The sequence below is a fragment of the Paenibacillus sp. FSL R5-0473 genome, assembly GCF_038004565.1.
GTDB classification, from domain to species: domain Bacteria; phylum Bacillota; class Bacilli; order Paenibacillales; family Paenibacillaceae; genus Paenibacillus; species Paenibacillus amylolyticus.
Map to the genome: position 1 here is coordinate 6,421,461 of NZ_JBBORL010000001.1, position 18,527 is coordinate 6,439,987.

Below are 18,527 nucleotides of genomic sequence, written 5' to 3' on the forward strand. Positions count from 1 at the left end.
AAGCTTGTTATTTCACCACATCCGAATGTTTCTTGCCCCAGCTGTTCACACCGTCATCCTCAATAATGGAGATGGCAGCGTCGGCGATGTCGGGGTTTGTCATCAGTTTCTCCTGAATACGGAACTTGATGTCATCCGCATCGGCAAGACTGAGTCCTTTGGTCAACTCAATCAGACCTTCGACATGATAATAACGGCCTTCCTGAATGATACGCATCATCTGAATGTCAGCAACGTGTGTGTCTGCCAGAATGGTTTGGGACACTTTGTCCTCAATATCCTGCGGAGCTGCAACCCCGATCAATCCGATCATATTATCATAACCGACACGGAAGGCTACAGCGATCATCAGACATCCAATAATCGTTGTCACAATGCCATCGAGCAATGCAAAGTTGGTCAAGGCAATCACCACGACGGAAATCAGCGCAAGCAGGGCACCGAGTACAGCGACAACATCTTCGTAGAACACGAGACGGGTTGGCGGTGCAGCACGGCCTACATTTTTAATGGCAGCAGGGACCAAGGCAAATCCGGCGGCTTTGGGTGCGCGTGCTTCTTTTAGAATTTCCTTCATGGCTTTGATCAGAATGGCCCCGTCGATCAGAATGTTCAAGACGAGCACTCCGATGTTAATCCATAGACCACCGGTATGACCAACAGGATGCTGCAACAGATGGATACCTTCATGGATCGTTTCATACGCCATAATGGTAACAACAATCACGGCGATCATGCAGAAAATGTTAATGACCCGTCCGAATCCGGTTGGGAAGCGGCGTGTAGGTTTTTTCTCGGACAACACACTTCCGACAAATACAAATCCTTGGTTAATGGCATCAGCGAGTGAATGCATCGCCGAAGCGAACATGGCACCACTGCCACTGAATAGGAAGGCTCCCCCTTTGCACACAGCAAGTACGGCATTACCTGCCATCGCTACGGCGGAGGATGTGTTTCCTTTTTTGACGAGAGACATAAAGCTCTCAGACTTCGGTTGTTCAGCCACTTCGTATGTTCCTCCCAGATCAATGTATTAGGTGTAGAAAAGGCAGTCTTATCTATACAGCATGTGCATTTCCACTAAATGTTATTATAACCGCTTTGACATATCCCAGCATTATGCAAAAAAGGTCATATCATCATGCGCATTTCAGTACTCAATGGCTTCCAAGGCACGTAAATTGCGGTTGGATTGTTCCAATAGTTCCGTAAACGTCCCAGCGACATAATATACAAAATCCGGGTCATGCACGTACATAATAATCTGTCCAACCGTTCCTTGCTCTGTCGGATCAAAGTCGAACATCAGATACAGTGAGCCACCTCCAAGCATGCCAAACGTGATCCATTTCTTTTGAAAAAGGTAGGGTTTGATTCGGGGATCAAGCTCACGGATCTCTTCTTCGGTAAAATAATCATCCATGCGGTTCTCCACCAGCGTGGACTGCTCCTTTTGAATTTTTTCCAGGGATAACAGGTAAAATGGTTCGGATTCCCGTCCTTCCTCAAGGCTTGGATACAAGACGTGAAAGCCATAACCACTCCCATTTTTACGTTTATAAAATGCACGAAAATCAGCAGGTAATCGAATATCGTGTTCCTGCTCGAATGCGTCGAGCTGCTCATCCGTCACGCCTTCAAACTCGCGATAAGCCTCCAAGAGCTCCCGGTTTTCCTCATCTTGTACCTTCTCCTCCAGCAACATATCCAGTTCATCCATCAATTCATATATACGCTGTTCTGGCATCCAATTCCCTCCGTATGAGCTATTCAGATAATATGGTGAGTGATATGCGAGCAAACTGTGCCTGATTTCACCTCATATTATAGTTATAATCCGGAAAAGCACACAAGAAACCGAAGTCCTTGCTTACATACTACAATGGTCTCATTATTCAAGGACGGTTGTTGCATATCAGCACACTTAGCCCCATCCCAATCGATTACGTACAACCATCATGAAATTCTCTCCTAACAACAAATAAAGCGTGAGCAACAGGAATGATCCCTGTAACCCACGCTAATTATTTATCTACTTTATAAATGAAACTAATCTTTTACATAGTCCTCTTAATCAAACTTCCAACAGGACAAGCTCAGGTTACCATATTGATAGGCTTTGAACAGGAGCGATGGACGTTTGTTCTGATCTCCCGCACCCATGGCGAGTAGCAGCGGTACAAAATGCTCCGGAGTAGGCACGGCGGCTTGAGCTGAAGGTGCCAGTTTATCATAGGAGAAGAGAGACTTTGTATCCCAGCTCACCAGCTTGTCATGCAGCCAGTTGTCGAACTCTGATGCCCACGGGTCAACGCCATTGCTTTCCCAGTTCAATCGACGTAGATTGTGGACAGTTCCGCCGCTGCCAATCACGAGAATGTCCTGCTCGCGCAAGGAAGCGAGTGCCTGTCCGACTTGATATTGCTGCTCACCTGTCAGATAGCGATTCACGGACAAGGCAATTACAGGAATATCCGCATCCGGGTAGAGCAGGCGTAGAACGACCCAAGCGCCGTGATCCAGTCCACGAACGTCATCGGTCTGTACCGGAATCCCGGCTTCTGTGAATAAACGTTCCACCTCGGCTGTGGTCTCTGCCTGTCCTTGAGCCGGGTACTTGATCTGATACAGCTCGGGCTGGAAACCGCCGAAATCATAAATGGTCTCATAGTTGGCTATCGAAGATACAAGCTGGGTTGTGGATTCCCAGTGAGCAGAGAACAACACAATTGCTTTGGGTTTTGGCAGTTCCTGTCCAAGTTTTTGCAAAAATTCAGTGTACACATTCTCCTCCAGTGCCAGTGATGGGGCACCGTGAGCAATAAAAAGAGATGGCATCATTATGAATTCAGTCCTTTCGGGTCTTCGGTAGTCAGATTTGCATCCGTCCGAAGCCAGTGTTGGAATTGTTGATATAGATCGGGGGTCACCTGGTGTCCACCGTTGTAAGGTACATATGTGACGTGATCGGTATGTTGACGGAAGAAATTGGCGTTATCTTCCCCCAGTTGCAGCGGGAATAGATGATCCTGATCCCCATGCGAGATGAACACAGACAGCTCCGAATCGGGGTGCAGCATGTACTCGTCTTTCACAAATTGCGGGATGTACCCACTCATCGCTACAATGCCTTTAATTGCATCTCCCATCACCAGCGATAGGGTCATTGCCATAATGGCGCCCTGGCTGAATCCGGCGATATAACGCCGCGTGGGATCAATAGCATATTTGGCGGACAGATCAACAATCAATTGTTGCAGTCCCTGAACGGAGGCATCATACAATTCACGGATGGGGTTGCCAATGCTTTTAATCTGAAAATAAGCATAACCACTACCCTGAACGATAGGTCCACGGATGGCGACGATAATAAAATCAGACTGCATAGGCTCCATCAAACGAAGCATATCTTGCTCATCTGATCCCATGCCATGTAAGGCGAAAATCACGGGATAACGCTGATCTGGATTGTAATGAGACGGTAATCGGACTTCATGTATATAAGGAGAATTCATTGAAAACACCACCTGAAGAGGAATGAGTTAAATATATCGTTCTGACAACTAAGTTCACCAATATGAAATAAATATTCTTATTTATGAACAAAATTTATCATGGTTTCATTGTAGGGTCAATACTTTTTTTGTATGATGAATATATGTTGTTTATAAAAAATCTTGAATGGTTCTACAATAAATGCCGCTGCGCATGGTTCATATCTTATTCCCGAGGACGTGATCAGGATGTTAAAAAGTATCGTGCCTATTTTGAGAATATTTGATGAAAATAAAGCTAGAGAGTTTTACCTTGAATACCTGGGTTTCCAATTGGATTGGGAACATCGATTTGAGCAAGATATGCCCTTATATATGCAGGTTTCGCTCGATTCCATCGTGATTCATCTGTCCGAACATCATGGAGATTGTACACCTGGAGCTGCCTTGCGCGTGGAAACGGATAACTTGGATACATTCCATGGTGCACTTCGTCAGAAAGAGTACAAACATGCGAGACCCGGTATAGAGGAGACCCCTTGGCAATCAAGAGAAATGACCGTGACAGATCCGTTTGGTAATCGGATTATATTTGTTGAGGCAAGCGCCGAATAGATAACCTGTAGTAGCTAAGCTTACGTCTGGTGTCTTATATAGATGAATAGAAGGGGAGGGACGCAATATGGATATTGGCTTGGCTATTCGTACGATCCGCAAACAGAAACAGATTACGATCATGCAGATGTGCGAGGGAACGGGGTTGTCCAAAGGTTTTATCAGCAACGTGGAAAACAACAAAACGTCACCTTCCATTGCTACGCTTGAAAGTATTGCGGATTATCTGGAAGTGCCACTTCCTTATTTGCTACTGACACCAGAGCAACGGATGAACGTGGTACGCAAGAACGAGCGTAAGGAGACGACAGCAGGAAGCGGACAGATCAAAGTGCAGCAGCTTACAGCCAAAGGTGCCATGCGTATGTCCATTGTGGAGTTACCGCCAGGTGCTTCGACCGGGATTAGCAAACATGCTGGGGAGGAGAGCCATCTGGTGTTGCAGGGCAAGATTCGTGCGGAGCAATGCGAAGATGTGGAAGTTCTTGAAGTGGGTGATTCGTTTACCTGGAATGCGATCGTGCCCCATGAAGTGACCAATATCGGTGAGGAGCCTGCGGTGGTGCTCATTGCGGTGTCCAAAGAATTGGGTCTGGATCATTTGTAAAATACAAAAAGGACGGCTCCCAAGTCATGAACATGCGAACCTGCATACATGTACAATGGGAAACGTCCTTTTATATTTCTAACGAACTGAGCGAACCCTATTAGATGATTCTAAGCAGATATCGAGATGTAACGAATCTCAGGCGCTTTATTTCACTGCTGTGTGTGTAATTTGGCTACATTCCACAGAATTCTGGCGAAATAACGTCGCTGAGATTCGTTACGTTCCTCATTTCCTGCATATGACAACAATAAGGTGCGAGAGATTCCTTAGAAAGGTCAGAAGCACCTGTCTATTGTGGATTAGTCGTCCAGATGCCTGCTGCTTTGACAAAGACACGGTCGGACAGCTTGAGCGTTGCGAGTGCAAGTTCAGCTACATCTTCCGCTTGCATCATGCGATCTTCCTCCCCAATTTTCAGTCCGGCATTGGTCGCAAGCTCCGTATTAACGGTGCTTGGAGTCAGTGCCGTTACACGAATGTTGGACTTGCGCACTTCCTGCATCAGAGATTCGGTCATGCCAAGCAATGCAAACTTGGACGCACAGTATGCCGAACCTGTAGCGAATCCGCGCTCACCTGCAGTGGAAGCAATATTGATAATGCTGCCGCTACTTTCCTTGATCATGCTCGGAAGGACAGCGCGTGTAACGTAATATGTACCCATAACGTTAACATGCAGGATGCGCTCCCACTCTTCCGGCTCCATCTCCATGAACGTTCCGAACTTTCCGATCCCCGCATTATTGATAAGGATATCCACCGCACCGAGTTCCATCTCGATGGCTGCTACAGCGGCTTCGGCCTGCGTGCGATCCGAGATATCTGCTACTGCACTGGTTACTTTCACACCGTATTCTTGACTCAGAGACTGTTGCAGAGCCTGAAGATCGGAAGCGGTACGTGCAATAAGGCCGAGGTGCACTCCTTCTTTGGCAAGAGCTTCAGCGATCGCACGGCCGATACCTTTTCCGGCACCTGTGATGATCGCTGTTTTATTTTTAAGTTCCATGTGGGTAATTCCTCCTTAGAAATGGACTAGCATTCAATTATACTATTATTACCCACAGTTCGGAAATTGGCTTCATCACTATTTGGTAATCTCGATGCTGCCAGAAGAAGTACGGGCCTTGATCACTTCCCGGCTCACCATTGGCGATTCAGGTACATCGACACTTCCGGAAGTAGCTTTAGCGTCATAAATTCCGTCAAAATCAGGTGCAGCTTGAATGAAAATATCTCCTGATGTTCCCGACGCATTAATCGGGGCGGAATGGGACTGTTCAATATGAATGCTACCCGAAGTGAATTGAACATCAGCTGCGCCGTTTAATTCAGTAATCTCAATATCTCCTGATTTAATCTTACTGTTTACATTACCGGCAATCTGATCTGCCGTAAAACTTCCGGATGTCTGTTTCACGGTCATGTCTCCATTAATCATGGAAGCGTTAATGTCGCCAGAAGTTAGAACCAATTCAATATTGGGCGCTTTGATGTTTTCCAGACGTATGGAACCTGAGGTGTTGTTCAGCTCAAGCTGATTGGCATTTAGACCTGTCAGATCCCATTCACTTGAAGAGGAGTCCAGCTTAACCTCATTTAATTGGTGTCCTTCAGGCAGAGCAACGGTTATTGTGGAGTCTTGCTCATTCCAGTACAAGGTGAAAAATTGCAATTGTTCACGTGCTGTCTGAGCCAGTTGGAATGTGCCTTTGGATAAGGTGGCTTGTTCGAAGCTTTTGACTATGGCAGGGTCCCATTTACCATCCACTTCGATATAACCATTCGAATCGGGGCATATGACAAATTCAATATCTGCACTGAAATTAGCATTCATGATAATGTTCTGCAATTCATCTGCTTTGAAATCCCATCGTTTGGAATAATGCTCCCGTTCATCCCCGAACTGAACGCCATAGATGGATGTCCCGAGCAAACCTATTCCGATACATATCACGGCAAGCGCAAGCCATTTTTTGGTACTCATGCGGAAACATCTCCTTTCATCGTGTTTTTATTCCATCTAATATATTGAAGAGTGACGATTTTGAAGGCTCTAAAGACATACTTCGATGCGATGGCAAACAAAATGCCGACACCGAAAGCGCCAATCGCAACGAAAATTTCCGGTTTATCGAGTTGGCCCAGGAATACAAAGTCCACAACTGCTGCTACAGGAGCCACTACCAGCAAGGAAAGGCTGGCAATAACAAGCCATACCGACCACATCATGAGACCAAGGGGGATGCCAAGGATCAGATTCAGGAACAACAGGCCGATGGCTGTGAAAAATTTGCGAGTGGCGCTGGTGTTGTTTCTGGGTGACCGCATCTCGCGATACGTCGGTGCATAGAACGCATCTGAACCCGGCGTATGCATGTCATAACGATCACCGAGTGCTTCCTTGGCGATTTCTTCCGGCTGTCCGAGTTCCCGAGCGATCTCTTCTTCCAGCTTGCCTTCTCGTAGTCCAAGCTCGAAATGTTGATCATAGTCGGCGAGCAACTCAGCCCGTTCGAATGGGTCCATCGGCCGTAGATGAATTTCCATGGCTTTCATAAATTGTTGTCTATTCATTGGGGATTCCTTCCTCAATCAGATTTGCGACATTGCGCACAAATTCATTCCATTCTGTCGTCAGTGCCGTCATGTAGTCGCGACCTGTATCGGATAGTCGGTAATACTTGCGCGGCGGTCCTTCGCTTGATTCTTGCAGGTAGGTGGTGCAGTAACCGTCATTCACAAGCCGGCGAAGCAAGGGATACAGTGCACCTTCAGCAACTTCGATATGTTTGGAGACTGCCTGAGCCAGTTCGTAGCCATACCGATCCTGGCGGTTAATTAATACCAGGACGCACAGCTCCAATACTCCTTTTTTGAACTGGATGTTCACATTCACACAGGTTCCTCCTTCGTAGCTTCATTTATCGCTAGTGTATATTGTTCAGTAGTGGTGAAGTCATCATAGCATCCAGTACTGTTTGATGCAAGGTAGTGACTTTAAAATAGTTCCGTATCACGATTGATCGATAATAAGTTTGTTTAATACTGATGATCAGCTGAAGCTGTCTGTTTAGCTATAATTCAGCATACGCAAAAACCGGATCGGTTACTTCCGTCTGGAGGCGGATTCCGATCCGGTCTGTGAGATGAACTTTTGTTTCTTTGGTTACAGGTTAATCGCTAAATGTCGGTTATTCTTGTGCATCCAGGACTTTAAGGTCTTCCACAGCAGGGCCCTCAATGACATGGCCTGCATAATCAAAGCGGGAACCATGGCATGGGCAATCCCACGAACGTTCGCCCTCGTTCCATTCGACTTCGCAACCCAGATGGGTGCAGGTGGTATCCACCAGAAACAGCTTGCCACTGGTGTCCTTGTAGGCGCCAGCACGTTTGCCATTATGACGAACGACGGCTCCTTCGTCTTCACCAATATCGCTAACCTTTTTATGCACAATGCCTACTTTACCGGAGATTAATTCCTTTGCTACATTCACATTTTCCACAATAAAGTGTTTCATACCAGGATCGGCCTTGAATCTTGCCGGATCGAATATGGCAGCATGAGGGTTGTCACGTCCAGTGATGCGATCTGCAAGAAGGTGTCCTGCCATCGTGCCAGTTGTCATTCCCCATTTGGCAAACCCGGTCGCCACATAGACTCGTTCATGTCTTCCGGTAATCGGTCCGATGTAAGGCACCTTGTCGATGGAGATCAGATCCTGGGCTGACCAGCGAAAAGGGATGTTGCGGATGCCAAATGTCTCCGCTGCGAACTGCTCTAGGCGTTCATAATGACCAAAGGTACAGATGCCTTGTCCAGTTTTGTGATTCTCACCGCCAAAGAGTATAAGTTCCTTACCATCATGTAAGACGGTACGCAAGGAGCGGTACGGTGTATCGTCCGAGATGTACATGCCACCCGCATAGGGTTTCTCCGGTTCGACTAATACAGCGTAGGATCGTTCGGCGTGTAATCGTGTGAAATAAAATCCGGGATCATAGACGGGAAAATGAGAAGCCACGACAATATGTTCCGCTGTTACGGATGGGCCATCTCCATAAGTTCTGACATGTAGTGAAGCATCCTCCTCCACATCAGTTACGGTGGTGTGCTCATAGATACGCACCCCTTGTTTCACAGCGGAATCGAGCAAGTAGTGCAGGTAGGCTAGCGGATCAAATCGTGCCTGACCCGGCATGCGAATGCCTGCCCTTGCGGGAACTGGAATAGGGAGTGGGTCTACCCACTCACCAGGGATATTGAGTTTGCCATAGGCGGTCAGCTCGATCTCCAGTTTTTTGATGTTTTCCTCCGATTGAATGTAGACGTAGGCATCTTCCTCTGCCCACTGGCAATCAACCTGTTTTTCCTTCACCAGATTGCGCATCCACTTCGCGGCATCGGCATTGCCTTCATAGTACATCCGAGCCTGTTCTTGTCCGAAGTGATGCATAATTTCATCAAATATGACACCGTGCTGTGCAGATACCTTGGCCGTGGTATGACCGGTCGTGCCATCCAATACTTTTCCAGCTTCTAGCACGACTACACGCATACCCGTCTGTGCGAGCAGATAGGCTGTAGTGATCCCGGCAATACCGGCACCAATAATCGCTACATCCGCGGTGATATCTTCTGTCAGTTTCGGATAGCTATCGAATTCATGCGTAGCACGCCACAGTGATTCGGGGACCGGGGGCAGACCCGTCTTGGGCTGCTGATTGTCGTTCATTTGTCTTCCTCCTTAATCATCATCATTCGGTTGATGCGGTTGTCGTTCAGCGCACATCGTTGTACTCTTATTCATGATTGCCAGACTATGCCAGGAAAAAACGGTGTTGTTCAGATTTTGCAGAGGGGATGTTCACAATTTCCTGTGCAGAACCTCTGTTTTTTTTGTTAAACATGCTATATGATAAGATTACCGAAATCGTTTTAGGTTTTGAAAAGGAGATCAAGTTTTACACCTGTAAACGTTGATTATAAAAGGATTAATTGATCCATCGGAAGAAAGATTTCATCCGAATTAACCCCTATCTTCTTATAATATATGTATTCGCTATCATTTAATTAACTACCGATAACCAAAGGAGATTCTATATGACGACCAACCAAACGAAATATCCGTTTCAAGATACAGCACTAGAGTTAGACACTCGGGTGAAGGACCTTGTATCCCGCTTGACGGAAGATGAAAAAATTGAATCCATGCTGCAATATCAGCCGGCAGTAGACCGCCTGGGTGTGCCTGCATACAAACACGGAACAGAAGCGGCCCACGGCTTGGCCTGGCTTGGAGAAGCAACATCTTTCCCACAACCGGTGGGGCTTGCATGCACATGGGATGCGGATCTGATGAAGGAGATTGGCTCCGTACTCGGAGACGAGGCGCGTGTATTTTATAAACGAAATCCGGCAGTGAACGGTCTTACGCTGTGGGCACCTACAGTGGATATGGAACGTGACCCGCGCTGGGGACGGAATGAAGAGGCGTATGGTGAAGATCCGGAACTGACAGCCGAGCTGACAACAGCATTGGTGAAAGGAATTCAGGGCGACCATCCGAAGTATTACAAAGCGGTCGCTACATTGAAGCATTTCCTTGCGAATAATAACGAAGTTGATCGTGGAAGCGGTTCGTCCAGCATTGATCCACGTAACATGCGTGAGTATTATCTGAAGGCGTTTGAGAAGCCATTTAAGGAAGGCGGCGCACAGTCCATGATGACGGCGTACAACTCTATTAATGGTACGCCAGCGTTGTTGCATCCTTTTGTGAACGAGATTGTCAAAGGCGAATGGGGCATGGATGGTTTCGTTGTCAGTGATGCAGGCGACGTAATGGGCATCAAGAACGATCATAAATACTATGATTCCCATACACCAGGTACGGTAGAGTCTGTTAAAGCCGGAATTGACAGCATTACCGATGATGCTGATTTGTCCAAACAGGCACTGCGTGAAGGATTGGAACAAGGTACACTCACGATGGATGACATCGACAAAGCGTTGTTTAATACGTTCCGTGTGCGTTTCCGTCTGGGCGAGTTCGATCCGGAAGAGGGCAACCCGTACGCTGCTATTGGTGAAGAGTCCATGATGACGGAGAAAGCAAAAGAACTGTCGCTCAGAGCTGCTAGAGAACAAGTAGTATTGCTCAAAAACGACAAAGGCACGCTCCCGCTGGACAAAACAAAAGCTGGTAAAGTGGCTGTGATTGGTCAGTTGGGTGGAACGGTCTATCGTGACTGGTATGCAGGCACCATGCCGTATAACGTATCCCCGCTTGAGGCGATCCGTGGCAAAGTAGGCAACGATAAAGTATCGTTTAAGGATGGTAATGACCGTATTACGTTAACTTCCGTAGCCAGTGGGAAGAAAATTGGACTGGCAGAAGGTGAAAAATCACCTGTGATTGCTTCGGGAGAAGCGGAGACGTTTATGGTTTCCGACTGGGGCTTCGGAAGTTATACCTTGCAGGCCGAAAGCAACGGCAAATATCTGACCACAGATGAAGAGACCGTAACGGCTTCCGCTGATGAAGTATACGGCTGGTTCGTGAAGGAAGTATTCCACCTGTTGCCACAACAGGACGGAAGTGTAGGTCTGACTACTTGGAATGGCAAAACGGTGACTGCACCTAATGGCGGAAACGATGCATTCGCGGTGTCCGAAGAACTGAAAACCTTCGGTGCCACAGAGACGTTCAAGCAGGATGTGGTTGTGAATGGACTTGAAGAAGCGGTAGCAGCGGCTAAGGCTGCGGAAACGGCAATTGTCTTTGTTGGTAATAATCCGCTTGTAAATGGTAAAGAAGAGATTGATCGTCCAAGTCTGGATCTGGCCGAATCCCAGCAACGTCTGGTTGAGGCGGTCTATGCCGCGAACCCGAAAACGGTTGTGGTCATTGTGGGTAGCTATCCATTCACATCGAATTGGGTCCAGGAGAACATCCCGGCGGTATTGTACACTTCACACGCAGGACAGGAACTGGGTAACGCAGTAGCAGACGTACTCTATGGCGACTATGCGCCAGCAGGCCGTTTGAACATGACATGGGTACAATCAGCAGATCAACTGACCGACATCAAGGATTACGATATCATTCAATCCGGTCGTACGTATCAATATTTTGAAGGCAATGTATTGTATCCGTTTGGACATGGTCTGACGTATGCAACGTTTAAATACAGCAATTTGGAACTTAGCCCAGCTCAAGTGGGTACAGAGGGCAACGTTACGGTAACTGTAGATGTAACCAATACCGGTTCAGGTGCTAGTGACGAGGTTGTACAGTTGTACGTTCGTGCAGGCAAATCTCGGGTAAAACGTCCACTCAAAACGTTAAAAGGATTCCGTCGTCTTCATATCGAAGCGGGAGCTACAGCAAAAGTCAGCTTCACCTTGCCTGTGCATGAACTGGCAATCTGGGATGTGACTCGTGATCGTTATGTCGTGGAAAGCGGAACATACTCCATCATGGTTGCCAAGTCATCCTCCGATGTTCAGCTGGTTGCAGACCTGACGGTAGAAGGAGAGACGATCCCTGCGCGTAATCTGGGTGTGGCTACTCGTGCCGAGAATTATGATGCTTACCTGGGTGTTGATCTGGATGAAAGCAAAGAGGGCGGAAGTGCTGTCCGTGTAGTTGGTGAGCAAGGATGGATTGCCTTTAAGGATGCCGATCTGGGTAGTGGGGCAACAGCAATTGAAGCGCGTGTATCCGCAGAACAAGCAGGCGCTGTGTTGGAAGTTCGACTCGGTTCACCAGACGGTACGCTCGCAGGACGTGTGGAACTGGCGCAAGGTGAAGCCCAGCAGTGGTCTACCGTGAAGGCGGAACTCACAGGTGCATCAGGTGCGCAGGATGTATACATTGTGCTGTCAGCAGGTGTGCGCATCAGTCACTTCGAGATCCGTTAAGTCAAATAGCTAATGAAAAAGCCTCCGAATACATTCGGAGGCTTAGTTTGTTGTTTAATGACCATTTTGCATAAATCCCCTGAGCGGTAGGAATCGAATTATGCAAATTTCTATGATATGAACCGCGTTTGTTTCATTAAACGTATTTTTATTTACCGTCAAACGTAATCATTTTTTGCACAAATTGCTTCAATTGTTTGTTGGTTTCATTCAATTGTTCAATTGTGCTCATGAAATTGTTTACGAGTTCAGCCTGCTCTTGGGAGCTTGCAGTGATCTCACCAAGTTCATTCTCCATGCCTTGAATGGATTGCCGAACCGACAGAAGAGAATCTTCAATACGGGCCGTTGCTTCTTTGGTATCCACAGACAGTTTGCGAATTTCTTTGGCAACAACGCCAAAACCTGCACCAGCTTCCCCTACACGAGCAGCTTCAATGGCAGCATTCAAGCCGAGCAGATTGGTTTGTTCGGAGATTTCACGAATGAAACTGGCGACCTGAGTGACATTGCCTGATTTCTGTACGGCTTGTTTGGAATTATTCCGGATCTCTTCAGTTGTGGCACTGAGTTCCTCGGAGTGTGCAGCTACATGCTGTACACTGTCAATTAACTGGTTAGTCAGATTTTCGGTAGCATCCATGAGCTGTTGCAACTGGTCCTGATCATTCATACTGTAGAGCAGGTTAAACAGGGCGATGACTTCACCTTGTTCATTTTTAATGGGAATAAAAGCCACGTCAAAAGGAACACCGAATAAATCTTTAGGATAGTGATCGAATCGTTTGACTGTACTGCCGTTGAGATCAGCAAAATTTCGATTTCCATCCAATAGAGGGTCGCCGGGTTGATAATTCAGTTGTTTTAACGATTCCCCTGCTGAGAAATATAGGAATTTCTCATGATCAATCACGGAGAGGGTTACATCCTGACGAATCGTATCTCGAAAGAAAGGCATACATGTAATTAATGCTTGAACAATATCCATATAAAAGATGATTCCTCCCTGGTTACCTTATGTAAACGGTTAAATTTTAAATGCTAACTTAATAACTACCTATATTATATATCGTCATGCAATAGAGAAGAAAATAGAGAGAATGGATAAAACCTATTTCTTAAAGAAGACCGCTATACGCCAACAAGACACGAGTCCGCTGGGGACCCGTGCCTTGTTAGTTGGTGAGGGGAATAAAACCAATGTTTACAGCATACTGAGCTGCATTGTAACGATGGTTCGAGTGGCTAGTGTTGCACGGACATCAATCAAACGCTGATTCCGGCTGCCGCGGAAGGGAAGGGAAACATCACGCTCCGCTTCAACGTATCGACCGTCAATAATCACATCGCACAACCGGGCAAGCTCCGCTCTTGCAGGGTCGGTAATCAGTTCTTCATATTCGAATCCCGTGTAGGCCCATACCGTCAGATCAGGACGTGCAGCGCGGAGCTGCTGGACCCAAGACGTACATTCTGCTGCCGAGAAAAAGGGATCACCACCACACAACGTAACGCCATCCAGCAATGGATGGGTCGTCACTTCATGCAGAATCTGCTGCTGCCGCTCCTCTGTAAAGGGCTCACCCGCTCGAAAGCTCCATGAATCCGGACTGAAGCAGCCCGGACAGGCGTGACGGCATCCGCTGATGAACAACACGGCACGCAGGCCGATTCCTTCATTCACCGATTCCGGGATGTAACCATATAGATTCACCGGTGTTTCACCCGATCCCGCACTTCGGCTTGCTTCGCAGCATTGAAGCGTACTTTGTAATCTCCGGTCAGATAGCCAGTTACGCGGCGTAACCGCTGGAAGTGTACATGGTTCTCATGGGCTTCACAGCTTGGGCATACATCCCCAATGACGCCTTCATAACCACATGCAGGGCAGCGATCAATTGGATGATTAATGGAGAAATAACCGATATCCTGCGCCAGTGCATACTGTACGATCCGCAGGAAAGCTGCGGTGTTGGCCCGAACGTTTCCGTCAAGCTCCACATAGGAGATTGCACCCGCGTTACATAACGTATGGAACGGTGCCTCCAGTTCAATCTTCCGATATGCTGGAAGCGTGTGGTAGACCGGGATATGGAATGAATTCGTATAATACTCCCGATCATTCACTCCGGGAATAATGCCATAACGCTCTCTGTCGATCTTCGTGAATTTGCCGGACAACCCTTCAGCAGGTGTGGCAAACAGGGTGATATTCAAGTTATGCTGCTCGCTCATCCGGTCACAGAACTCTCTCATGGTCCGAATAATGTTGAGCGCTTCGCGATGTACATGAGGGTCCTGCCCATGATGGCGCCCATAGAGAGCTGTCATACATTCCGCGAGACCGATAAAACCAAGAGATAATGTTCCATGCTTTAAAAGCTCGGCAACCGGCTCGTTCGGGCCAAGCTGTTCTCCACCTTCCCATACACCCTCCCGCATCATGAAGTCCGATGCCTTGGCAGGCTGCAATGTCTGAATTCGGTAGCGGTGCAACAGGCCGGAAGCGGCATTATGCATAACTGACTCCAAAGCAGTATAGAATCCGGCTCGGTCAGCGACAGCTCTTGCACCTTGGCAGATGCCAAACCGGATGCCGAGCTTCACGAGGTTAATGGTGTTGAAGGACAGATTACCTTTACCACTTTGACGATTGCGACCAAACCGGTCAGCCAGTGTACGTGTGCGGCATCCCATAGTTGCAATGATCGTATCCGGATCTTCCGGATGATAGAAAGGCAGATTGAAAGAGGCATCCACATTGACAAAGTTAGGATACATCCGCCGGGATGAACAGGTGACTGCGAGCCGGAACAGATCATAGTTCGGCTCTCCTTGAGCCTGATTGATCCCCTGTTTACATTGGAAAATATGTTGAGGGAACACGGGAGTCTCCCCGTTGCCCAGGCCACGAATGGTTGCTTCCAGCAACGAGCGTGATACCAACCGTCCTTCCGCAGAAGTACATAATCCATAGTTCAGTGAAGTAAATGGAATCTGACCACCCGCCCGGCTGCTCATCGTATTCAGGTTATGAATCAGTGATTCAGCAGCTTGTCCTGTCTCCAATTCAGTCTCTTCATAGGCGAAGGCATATGCCCGCGGACATTGATTCTTCGCTTCGATGCTATCCAGATGAAGCTGTTCATCCCCGATCAGAACATTTTCACCAAAGAGCCGTTGCCCTTTGCGGTAGTGTTTGCGGAACGATCGCTGTACATAAGGGGCCAGATCCCAGTCAATTTTATTGGCCGATACACCGCCATATTGACTGTTCTGCTGGGATTGGAAGATGATCGCAACCAGAGCCATGGCAGACATGATCGTCTGAGGTGTGCGAACCGATCCGTTACCTGTGTTGAAACCCGCAGCAAGGAGACGGTCAAACGGGATAAAGATACAGTTGGTCGTTCCAAGTGCATACTGATCCAGATCGTGTACATACAGATCCCCATTCTCCACAGCTTGGGCAAGCTCTTCCGGCAACACATGACGCAGAGCATGCCACTTGGCGGTCTCCGAACCGAGCCTGCTCATCTTACCACTGAAGGAATCCCCGTTCAGATTCGCATTTTCCCTCAGCGTATCGGCGTCTTCTGCGCCAATAATTCGTCTTCCCAGGTCGGATAATAGATCGGATGCCAGTGGGGTGGCATACTCAAGCATGTTCATGTAAGGTTCCTCCTAAAATGATTTTGGTTATCATTCAATTCACGTTAAATACTATATGTAGATTCGTCTTATCCATTTATAAACTATATGTGGTTTTTTGGGTGTGATAATGATCACACAGCTTACTGAACAAAGTGGACTTTCCTTTAATTGCTACGGATAAAGGTTCCCAAAGTCTGAGCGGAAGCGTATAATTTCTAGTTATTCTGCAAGTATAATATCCGAAGTCGGACAAGATGGACTTTAATCAAGCTGAAAAGGCGAGTTGCAATGAATTCGCGGTCGTTAAACCATCCGTTTAAGACCTGCTTTTGTCCACAAATGGGCAATAGGCAGGGAGTATGATTCTCTTATACTTCTACGGTGTTAATCATATAAGTATAGATTGTGACAGCTATTCGGATTTTTGATGACCCCTGTACGTGATTAAACATTCTGAAATACAGATTTGAAAGTGCAGCTAAGATAAGAGGGGTGAATCATGGGGACGGCAGAAGGCATTACAAGAGGCTTCTATGAAGATATAAAGGAAGCTGCGGCTCATATCGTAGACGTATTAAGTGGTATATTGAAGGTCAATACCATCTTTGTTGCCACGAATGACGGGGTGACCAATGTCATTTTGGAGGCCTTTAATCGTACGGAAGAGTTAGTTGTTAAAGGCAGTGCACTTCCATTTACGGATTCATATTGCAGCCTGGTATTAAGAGACAACGGTAGCGTTCTTACGATCCCGGATACATGTGAACATCCGATGACACGATCCATGGGCGTTACGAGCGGACTTGGCAATCGCTTCTTCGTGGGCGTGCCTATTATGAGAAGATCGGGCGAAACATTTGGTACCATCTGTCTGATGGATGATCCTGGTTATGTGATCAGCGAAACCGATATGAAGACACTGAAGGCAATGGCTGTATTCCTGGGTTATGTTGTTGATCTGGAAAGCACGTTGCATGTTCAGGAGCAGAAATTGAGTGATTCGGAACAAATGCAAGAACAGCTCCAGGCAGAGAAAGAACGTGCCGAATCTGAGGCTATGACCAAAACACAGATGTTGAAGCTAATGAGTCACGAGATTCGCAATCCTTTGAACGGTATTTTGGGACTGACAGATCTGATGCGCACACCGGATATGCCTGAGGAGCAGTCCGAATATGTGAACATGATTGAGACAAGCGGCAATATTCTGCTTTCCTTGCTGAATAATATGATGAATTTCAACATTAATGAAGCAGGTAAAACGGTTATACATGATGATCCGTTTGATCTGGTAGGCACCATTGAGAATACCGTGTATCTCTATGCCGGGATTGCGACGGGCAAGAACATTGAGCTGGGATTAAATCTTGAACTGAATGTATCTCAAGTGTTTGTTGGTGATGAAGTCAAGATTGGACAGTTGCTTGCACACGTCATTCAATATGCTCTCGATTCAACGCGTGAAGGTTCCGTTCTGATCACAGCAGTGGTGAACGGAGGAGAATTGGAGGAGACCGGTACACTTCAGCTCAAGGTGAAGTACACGGGTCAGATGTTATCGGACAAGAAGACACCAACCTTTAACAGCCAAGATGAAAATTTGAATATCCAAAAACTGATTGGAAGCAATCTGGGTTTAGCTGTAAGCCAGAATCTTGCCATTCTCATGCATGGCCGTATTCAGGTGAGCAGTGTGAAGGAAAATGAGACGGAATTCAACATCTCCCTTCCGTTGCGCAGATACTGGGAGTTACCTCAACTCGCAAGTGTTCAGCAGCGGTTAAAAGGGAAAAAGGTGTTGCTTGCCAAGGACCCTGACATTTTGCAAGGTGTCTCTTCCCTGATGCGTAGGTGGGAGATGGATGTACACATGACCTCGGGTGTGACATTAGCGCATGATTGGATCAAGGAAGGATTCATGCCGGATGTAGCCGTTGTGGATATGGGATTAATGGAAGGCGGCGCGGTTGATTTTGTACATGAACTGAAACAGCGACTGGAGAATCTGCCCGTCATTGTTCTTGTTCCTTATGGTATGCACATTGAATTGCATGAAGCAGAAGCCTTTGATGCTGTTCTGACCAAGCCGGTCAGACAGGCTGATCTGTTGAATGCATTGAGCATTACTTTGCCTTAGATCATGATCATAGATCTTTATTCGGCGCACCTTATAGGTGCGCCTTTTTTCATTTTCCATTTTCTGAGCCAAAGCCCTTTTATT

At 47.1% G+C, this 18,527-nt stretch carries 16 protein-coding genes; 4 read left to right on the forward strand and 12 right to left on the reverse strand.

The annotated features are described in order from the left end of the window. Positions 1-7: 7 nt before the first annotated feature. The 4 genes from MKY28_RS28220 to MKY28_RS28235 all read right to left on the reverse strand — a co-directional run bounded on the left by MKY28_RS28220 (position 8) and on the right by MKY28_RS28235 (position 3,518). The gene (locus MKY28_RS28220; RefSeq protein WP_143781454.1) at positions 8-1,009 is read right to left on the reverse strand and encodes a cation diffusion facilitator family transporter; all 1,002 of its coding nucleotides are present in this window, start codon (positions 1,007-1,009) and stop codon (positions 8-10) included. Positions 1,010-1,153: 144 nt separating this feature from the next. Beyond that, positions 1,154-1,750 carry an SMI1/KNR4 family protein gene (locus MKY28_RS28225; RefSeq protein ID WP_076328695.1) on the reverse strand — a complete coding sequence of 199 codons (597 nt, stop codon included), beginning with the start codon at positions 1,748-1,750 and terminating at the stop codon, positions 1,154-1,156. A 323-nt stretch (positions 1,751-2,073) separates the two neighbouring features. Beyond that, on the reverse strand, positions 2,074-2,844 hold the full coding sequence (locus MKY28_RS28230) for a DODA-type extradiol aromatic ring-opening family dioxygenase (protein ID WP_340937612.1): 771 nt from the start codon (positions 2,842-2,844) through the stop codon (positions 2,074-2,076). Next, a complete protein-coding gene (locus MKY28_RS28235) occupies positions 2,844-3,518 on the reverse strand; it encodes an alpha/beta hydrolase (protein WP_100528303.1) in 675 nt (224 codons plus the stop codon). Before MKY28_RS28235 ends, MKY28_RS28230 begins: the two co-directional genes overlap by 1 nt. Before the next feature lie 228 nt (positions 3,519-3,746). Here MKY28_RS28235 and MKY28_RS28240 point away from each other — a divergent pair, with 228 nt between their 5' ends. Both MKY28_RS28240 and MKY28_RS28245 read left to right on the forward strand, forming a co-directional pair. Then, positions 3,747-4,112, forward strand: a complete 366-nt coding sequence (locus tag MKY28_RS28240; RefSeq protein WP_340028182.1) for a glyoxalase superfamily protein — start codon at positions 3,747-3,749, stop codon at positions 4,110-4,112. Positions 4,113-4,179: 67 nt separating this feature from the next. Continuing rightward, positions 4,180-4,719, forward strand: coding sequence for a helix-turn-helix domain-containing protein (locus MKY28_RS28245; protein ID WP_036667855.1), 540 nt, complete (start codon positions 4,180-4,182; stop codon positions 4,717-4,719). Positions 4,720-5,011: 292 nt separating this feature from the next. On the opposite strand, the gene MKY28_RS28250 is transcribed toward MKY28_RS28245, so the two are convergent. From MKY28_RS28250 to MKY28_RS28270, 5 genes are all read right to left on the reverse strand, one after another. Beyond that, positions 5,012-5,731, reverse strand: coding sequence for a 3-ketoacyl-ACP reductase (locus MKY28_RS28250; RefSeq protein ID WP_340028183.1), 720 nt, complete (start codon positions 5,729-5,731; stop codon positions 5,012-5,014). 78 nt (positions 5,732-5,809) lie between these two features. Then, positions 5,810-6,709, reverse strand: a complete 900-nt coding sequence (locus MKY28_RS28255; RefSeq protein ID WP_340028184.1) for a DUF4097 family beta strand repeat-containing protein — start codon at positions 6,707-6,709, stop codon at positions 5,810-5,812. Then, entirely contained in the window at positions 6,706-7,299 is a 594-nt protein-coding gene (locus MKY28_RS28260; protein WP_340937614.1) for an HAAS signaling domain-containing protein, read from the reverse strand. Before MKY28_RS28260 ends, MKY28_RS28255 begins: the two co-directional genes overlap by 4 nt. Next, positions 7,292-7,621 (reverse strand): PadR family transcriptional regulator, encoded by a 330-nt coding sequence (locus MKY28_RS28265; protein WP_036667851.1) that lies wholly within the window; start codon positions 7,619-7,621, stop codon positions 7,292-7,294. The genes MKY28_RS28260 and MKY28_RS28265 overlap by 8 nt, the downstream gene beginning before the upstream one ends. A 295-nt stretch (positions 7,622-7,916) precedes the next feature. Further along, positions 7,917-9,461, reverse strand: coding sequence for an FAD-dependent oxidoreductase (locus MKY28_RS28270; RefSeq protein ID WP_340937615.1), 1,545 nt, complete (start codon positions 9,459-9,461; stop codon positions 7,917-7,919). 368 nt (positions 9,462-9,829) lie between these two features. Here MKY28_RS28270 and MKY28_RS28275 point away from each other — a divergent pair, with 368 nt between their 5' ends. Then, positions 9,830-12,652, forward strand: a complete 2,823-nt coding sequence (locus MKY28_RS28275; protein WP_340937617.1) for a glycoside hydrolase family 3 C-terminal domain-containing protein — start codon at positions 9,830-9,832, stop codon at positions 12,650-12,652. A 148-nt stretch (positions 12,653-12,800) separates the two neighbouring features. Here MKY28_RS28275 and MKY28_RS28280 read toward each other — a convergent pair whose 3' ends face one another. The 3 genes from MKY28_RS28280 to MKY28_RS28290 form a co-directional block, all read right to left on the reverse strand. Further along, complete coding sequence (locus MKY28_RS28280; RefSeq protein ID WP_340937618.1) at positions 12,801-13,640, reverse strand: methyl-accepting chemotaxis protein; 840 nt, start codon at positions 13,638-13,640, stop codon at positions 12,801-12,803. A 216-nt stretch (positions 13,641-13,856) separates the two neighbouring features. Further along, positions 13,857-14,366: an anaerobic ribonucleoside-triphosphate reductase activating protein gene (gene nrdG, locus MKY28_RS28285; RefSeq protein ID WP_036667845.1), complete on the reverse strand. Its 510-nt coding sequence runs from the start codon at positions 14,364-14,366 to the stop codon at positions 13,857-13,859. Next, on the reverse strand, positions 14,363-16,324 hold the full coding sequence (locus tag MKY28_RS28290; protein WP_051447284.1) for an anaerobic ribonucleoside triphosphate reductase: 1,962 nt from the start codon (positions 16,322-16,324) through the stop codon (positions 14,363-14,365). Before MKY28_RS28290 ends, nrdG begins: the two co-directional genes overlap by 4 nt. Before the next feature lie 481 nt (positions 16,325-16,805). Between MKY28_RS28290 and MKY28_RS28295 the strand changes: the two genes are divergently transcribed. Beyond that, positions 16,806-18,443 carry a hybrid sensor histidine kinase/response regulator gene (locus tag MKY28_RS28295; RefSeq protein ID WP_100528311.1) on the forward strand — a complete coding sequence of 546 codons (1,638 nt, stop codon included), beginning with the start codon at positions 16,806-16,808 and terminating at the stop codon, positions 18,441-18,443. The last annotated feature ends 84 nt before the right edge of the window (positions 18,444-18,527 follow it).

What these genes read in the sequence shown, in the direction of transcription:
- MKY28_RS28225 (WP_076328695.1), bottom strand. Translation starts at nt 1,750, where the DNA reads ATGCCAGAACAGCGTATATATGAATTGATGGATGAACTGGATATGTTG.
- MKY28_RS28230 (WP_340937612.1), bottom strand. Translation starts at nt 2,844, where the DNA reads ATGATGCCATCTCTTTTTATTGCTCACGGTGCCCCATCACTGGCACTG.
- MKY28_RS28235 (WP_100528303.1), bottom strand. Translation starts at nt 3,518, where the DNA reads ATGAATTCTCCTTATATACATGAAGTCCGATTACCGTCTCATTACAAT.
- MKY28_RS28240 (WP_340028182.1), top strand. Translation starts at nt 3,747, where the DNA reads ATGTTAAAAAGTATCGTGCCTATTTTGAGAATATTTGATGAAAATAAA.
- MKY28_RS28245 (WP_036667855.1), top strand. Translation starts at nt 4,180, where the DNA reads ATGGATATTGGCTTGGCTATTCGTACGATCCGCAAACAGAAACAGATT.
- MKY28_RS28250 (WP_340028183.1), bottom strand. Translation starts at nt 5,731, where the DNA reads ATGGAACTTAAAAATAAAACAGCGATCATCACAGGTGCCGGAAAAGGT.
- MKY28_RS28255 (WP_340028184.1), bottom strand. Translation starts at nt 6,709, where the DNA reads ATGAGTACCAAAAAATGGCTTGCGCTTGCCGTGATATGTATCGGAATA.
- MKY28_RS28260 (WP_340937614.1), bottom strand. Translation starts at nt 7,299, where the DNA reads ATGAATAGACAACAATTTATGAAAGCCATGGAAATTCATCTACGGCCG.
- MKY28_RS28270 (WP_340937615.1), bottom strand. Translation starts at nt 9,461, where the DNA reads ATGAACGACAATCAGCAGCCCAAGACGGGTCTGCCCCCGGTCCCCGAA.
- MKY28_RS28275 (WP_340937617.1), top strand. Translation starts at nt 9,830, where the DNA reads ATGACGACCAACCAAACGAAATATCCGTTTCAAGATACAGCACTAGAG.
- MKY28_RS28280 (WP_340937618.1), bottom strand. Translation starts at nt 13,640, where the DNA reads ATGGATATTGTTCAAGCATTAATTACATGTATGCCTTTCTTTCGAGAT.
- MKY28_RS28290 (WP_051447284.1), bottom strand. Translation starts at nt 16,324, where the DNA reads ATGAACATGCTTGAGTATGCCACCCCACTGGCATCCGATCTATTATCC.
- MKY28_RS28295 (WP_100528311.1), top strand. Translation starts at nt 16,806, where the DNA reads ATGGGGACGGCAGAAGGCATTACAAGAGGCTTCTATGAAGATATAAAG.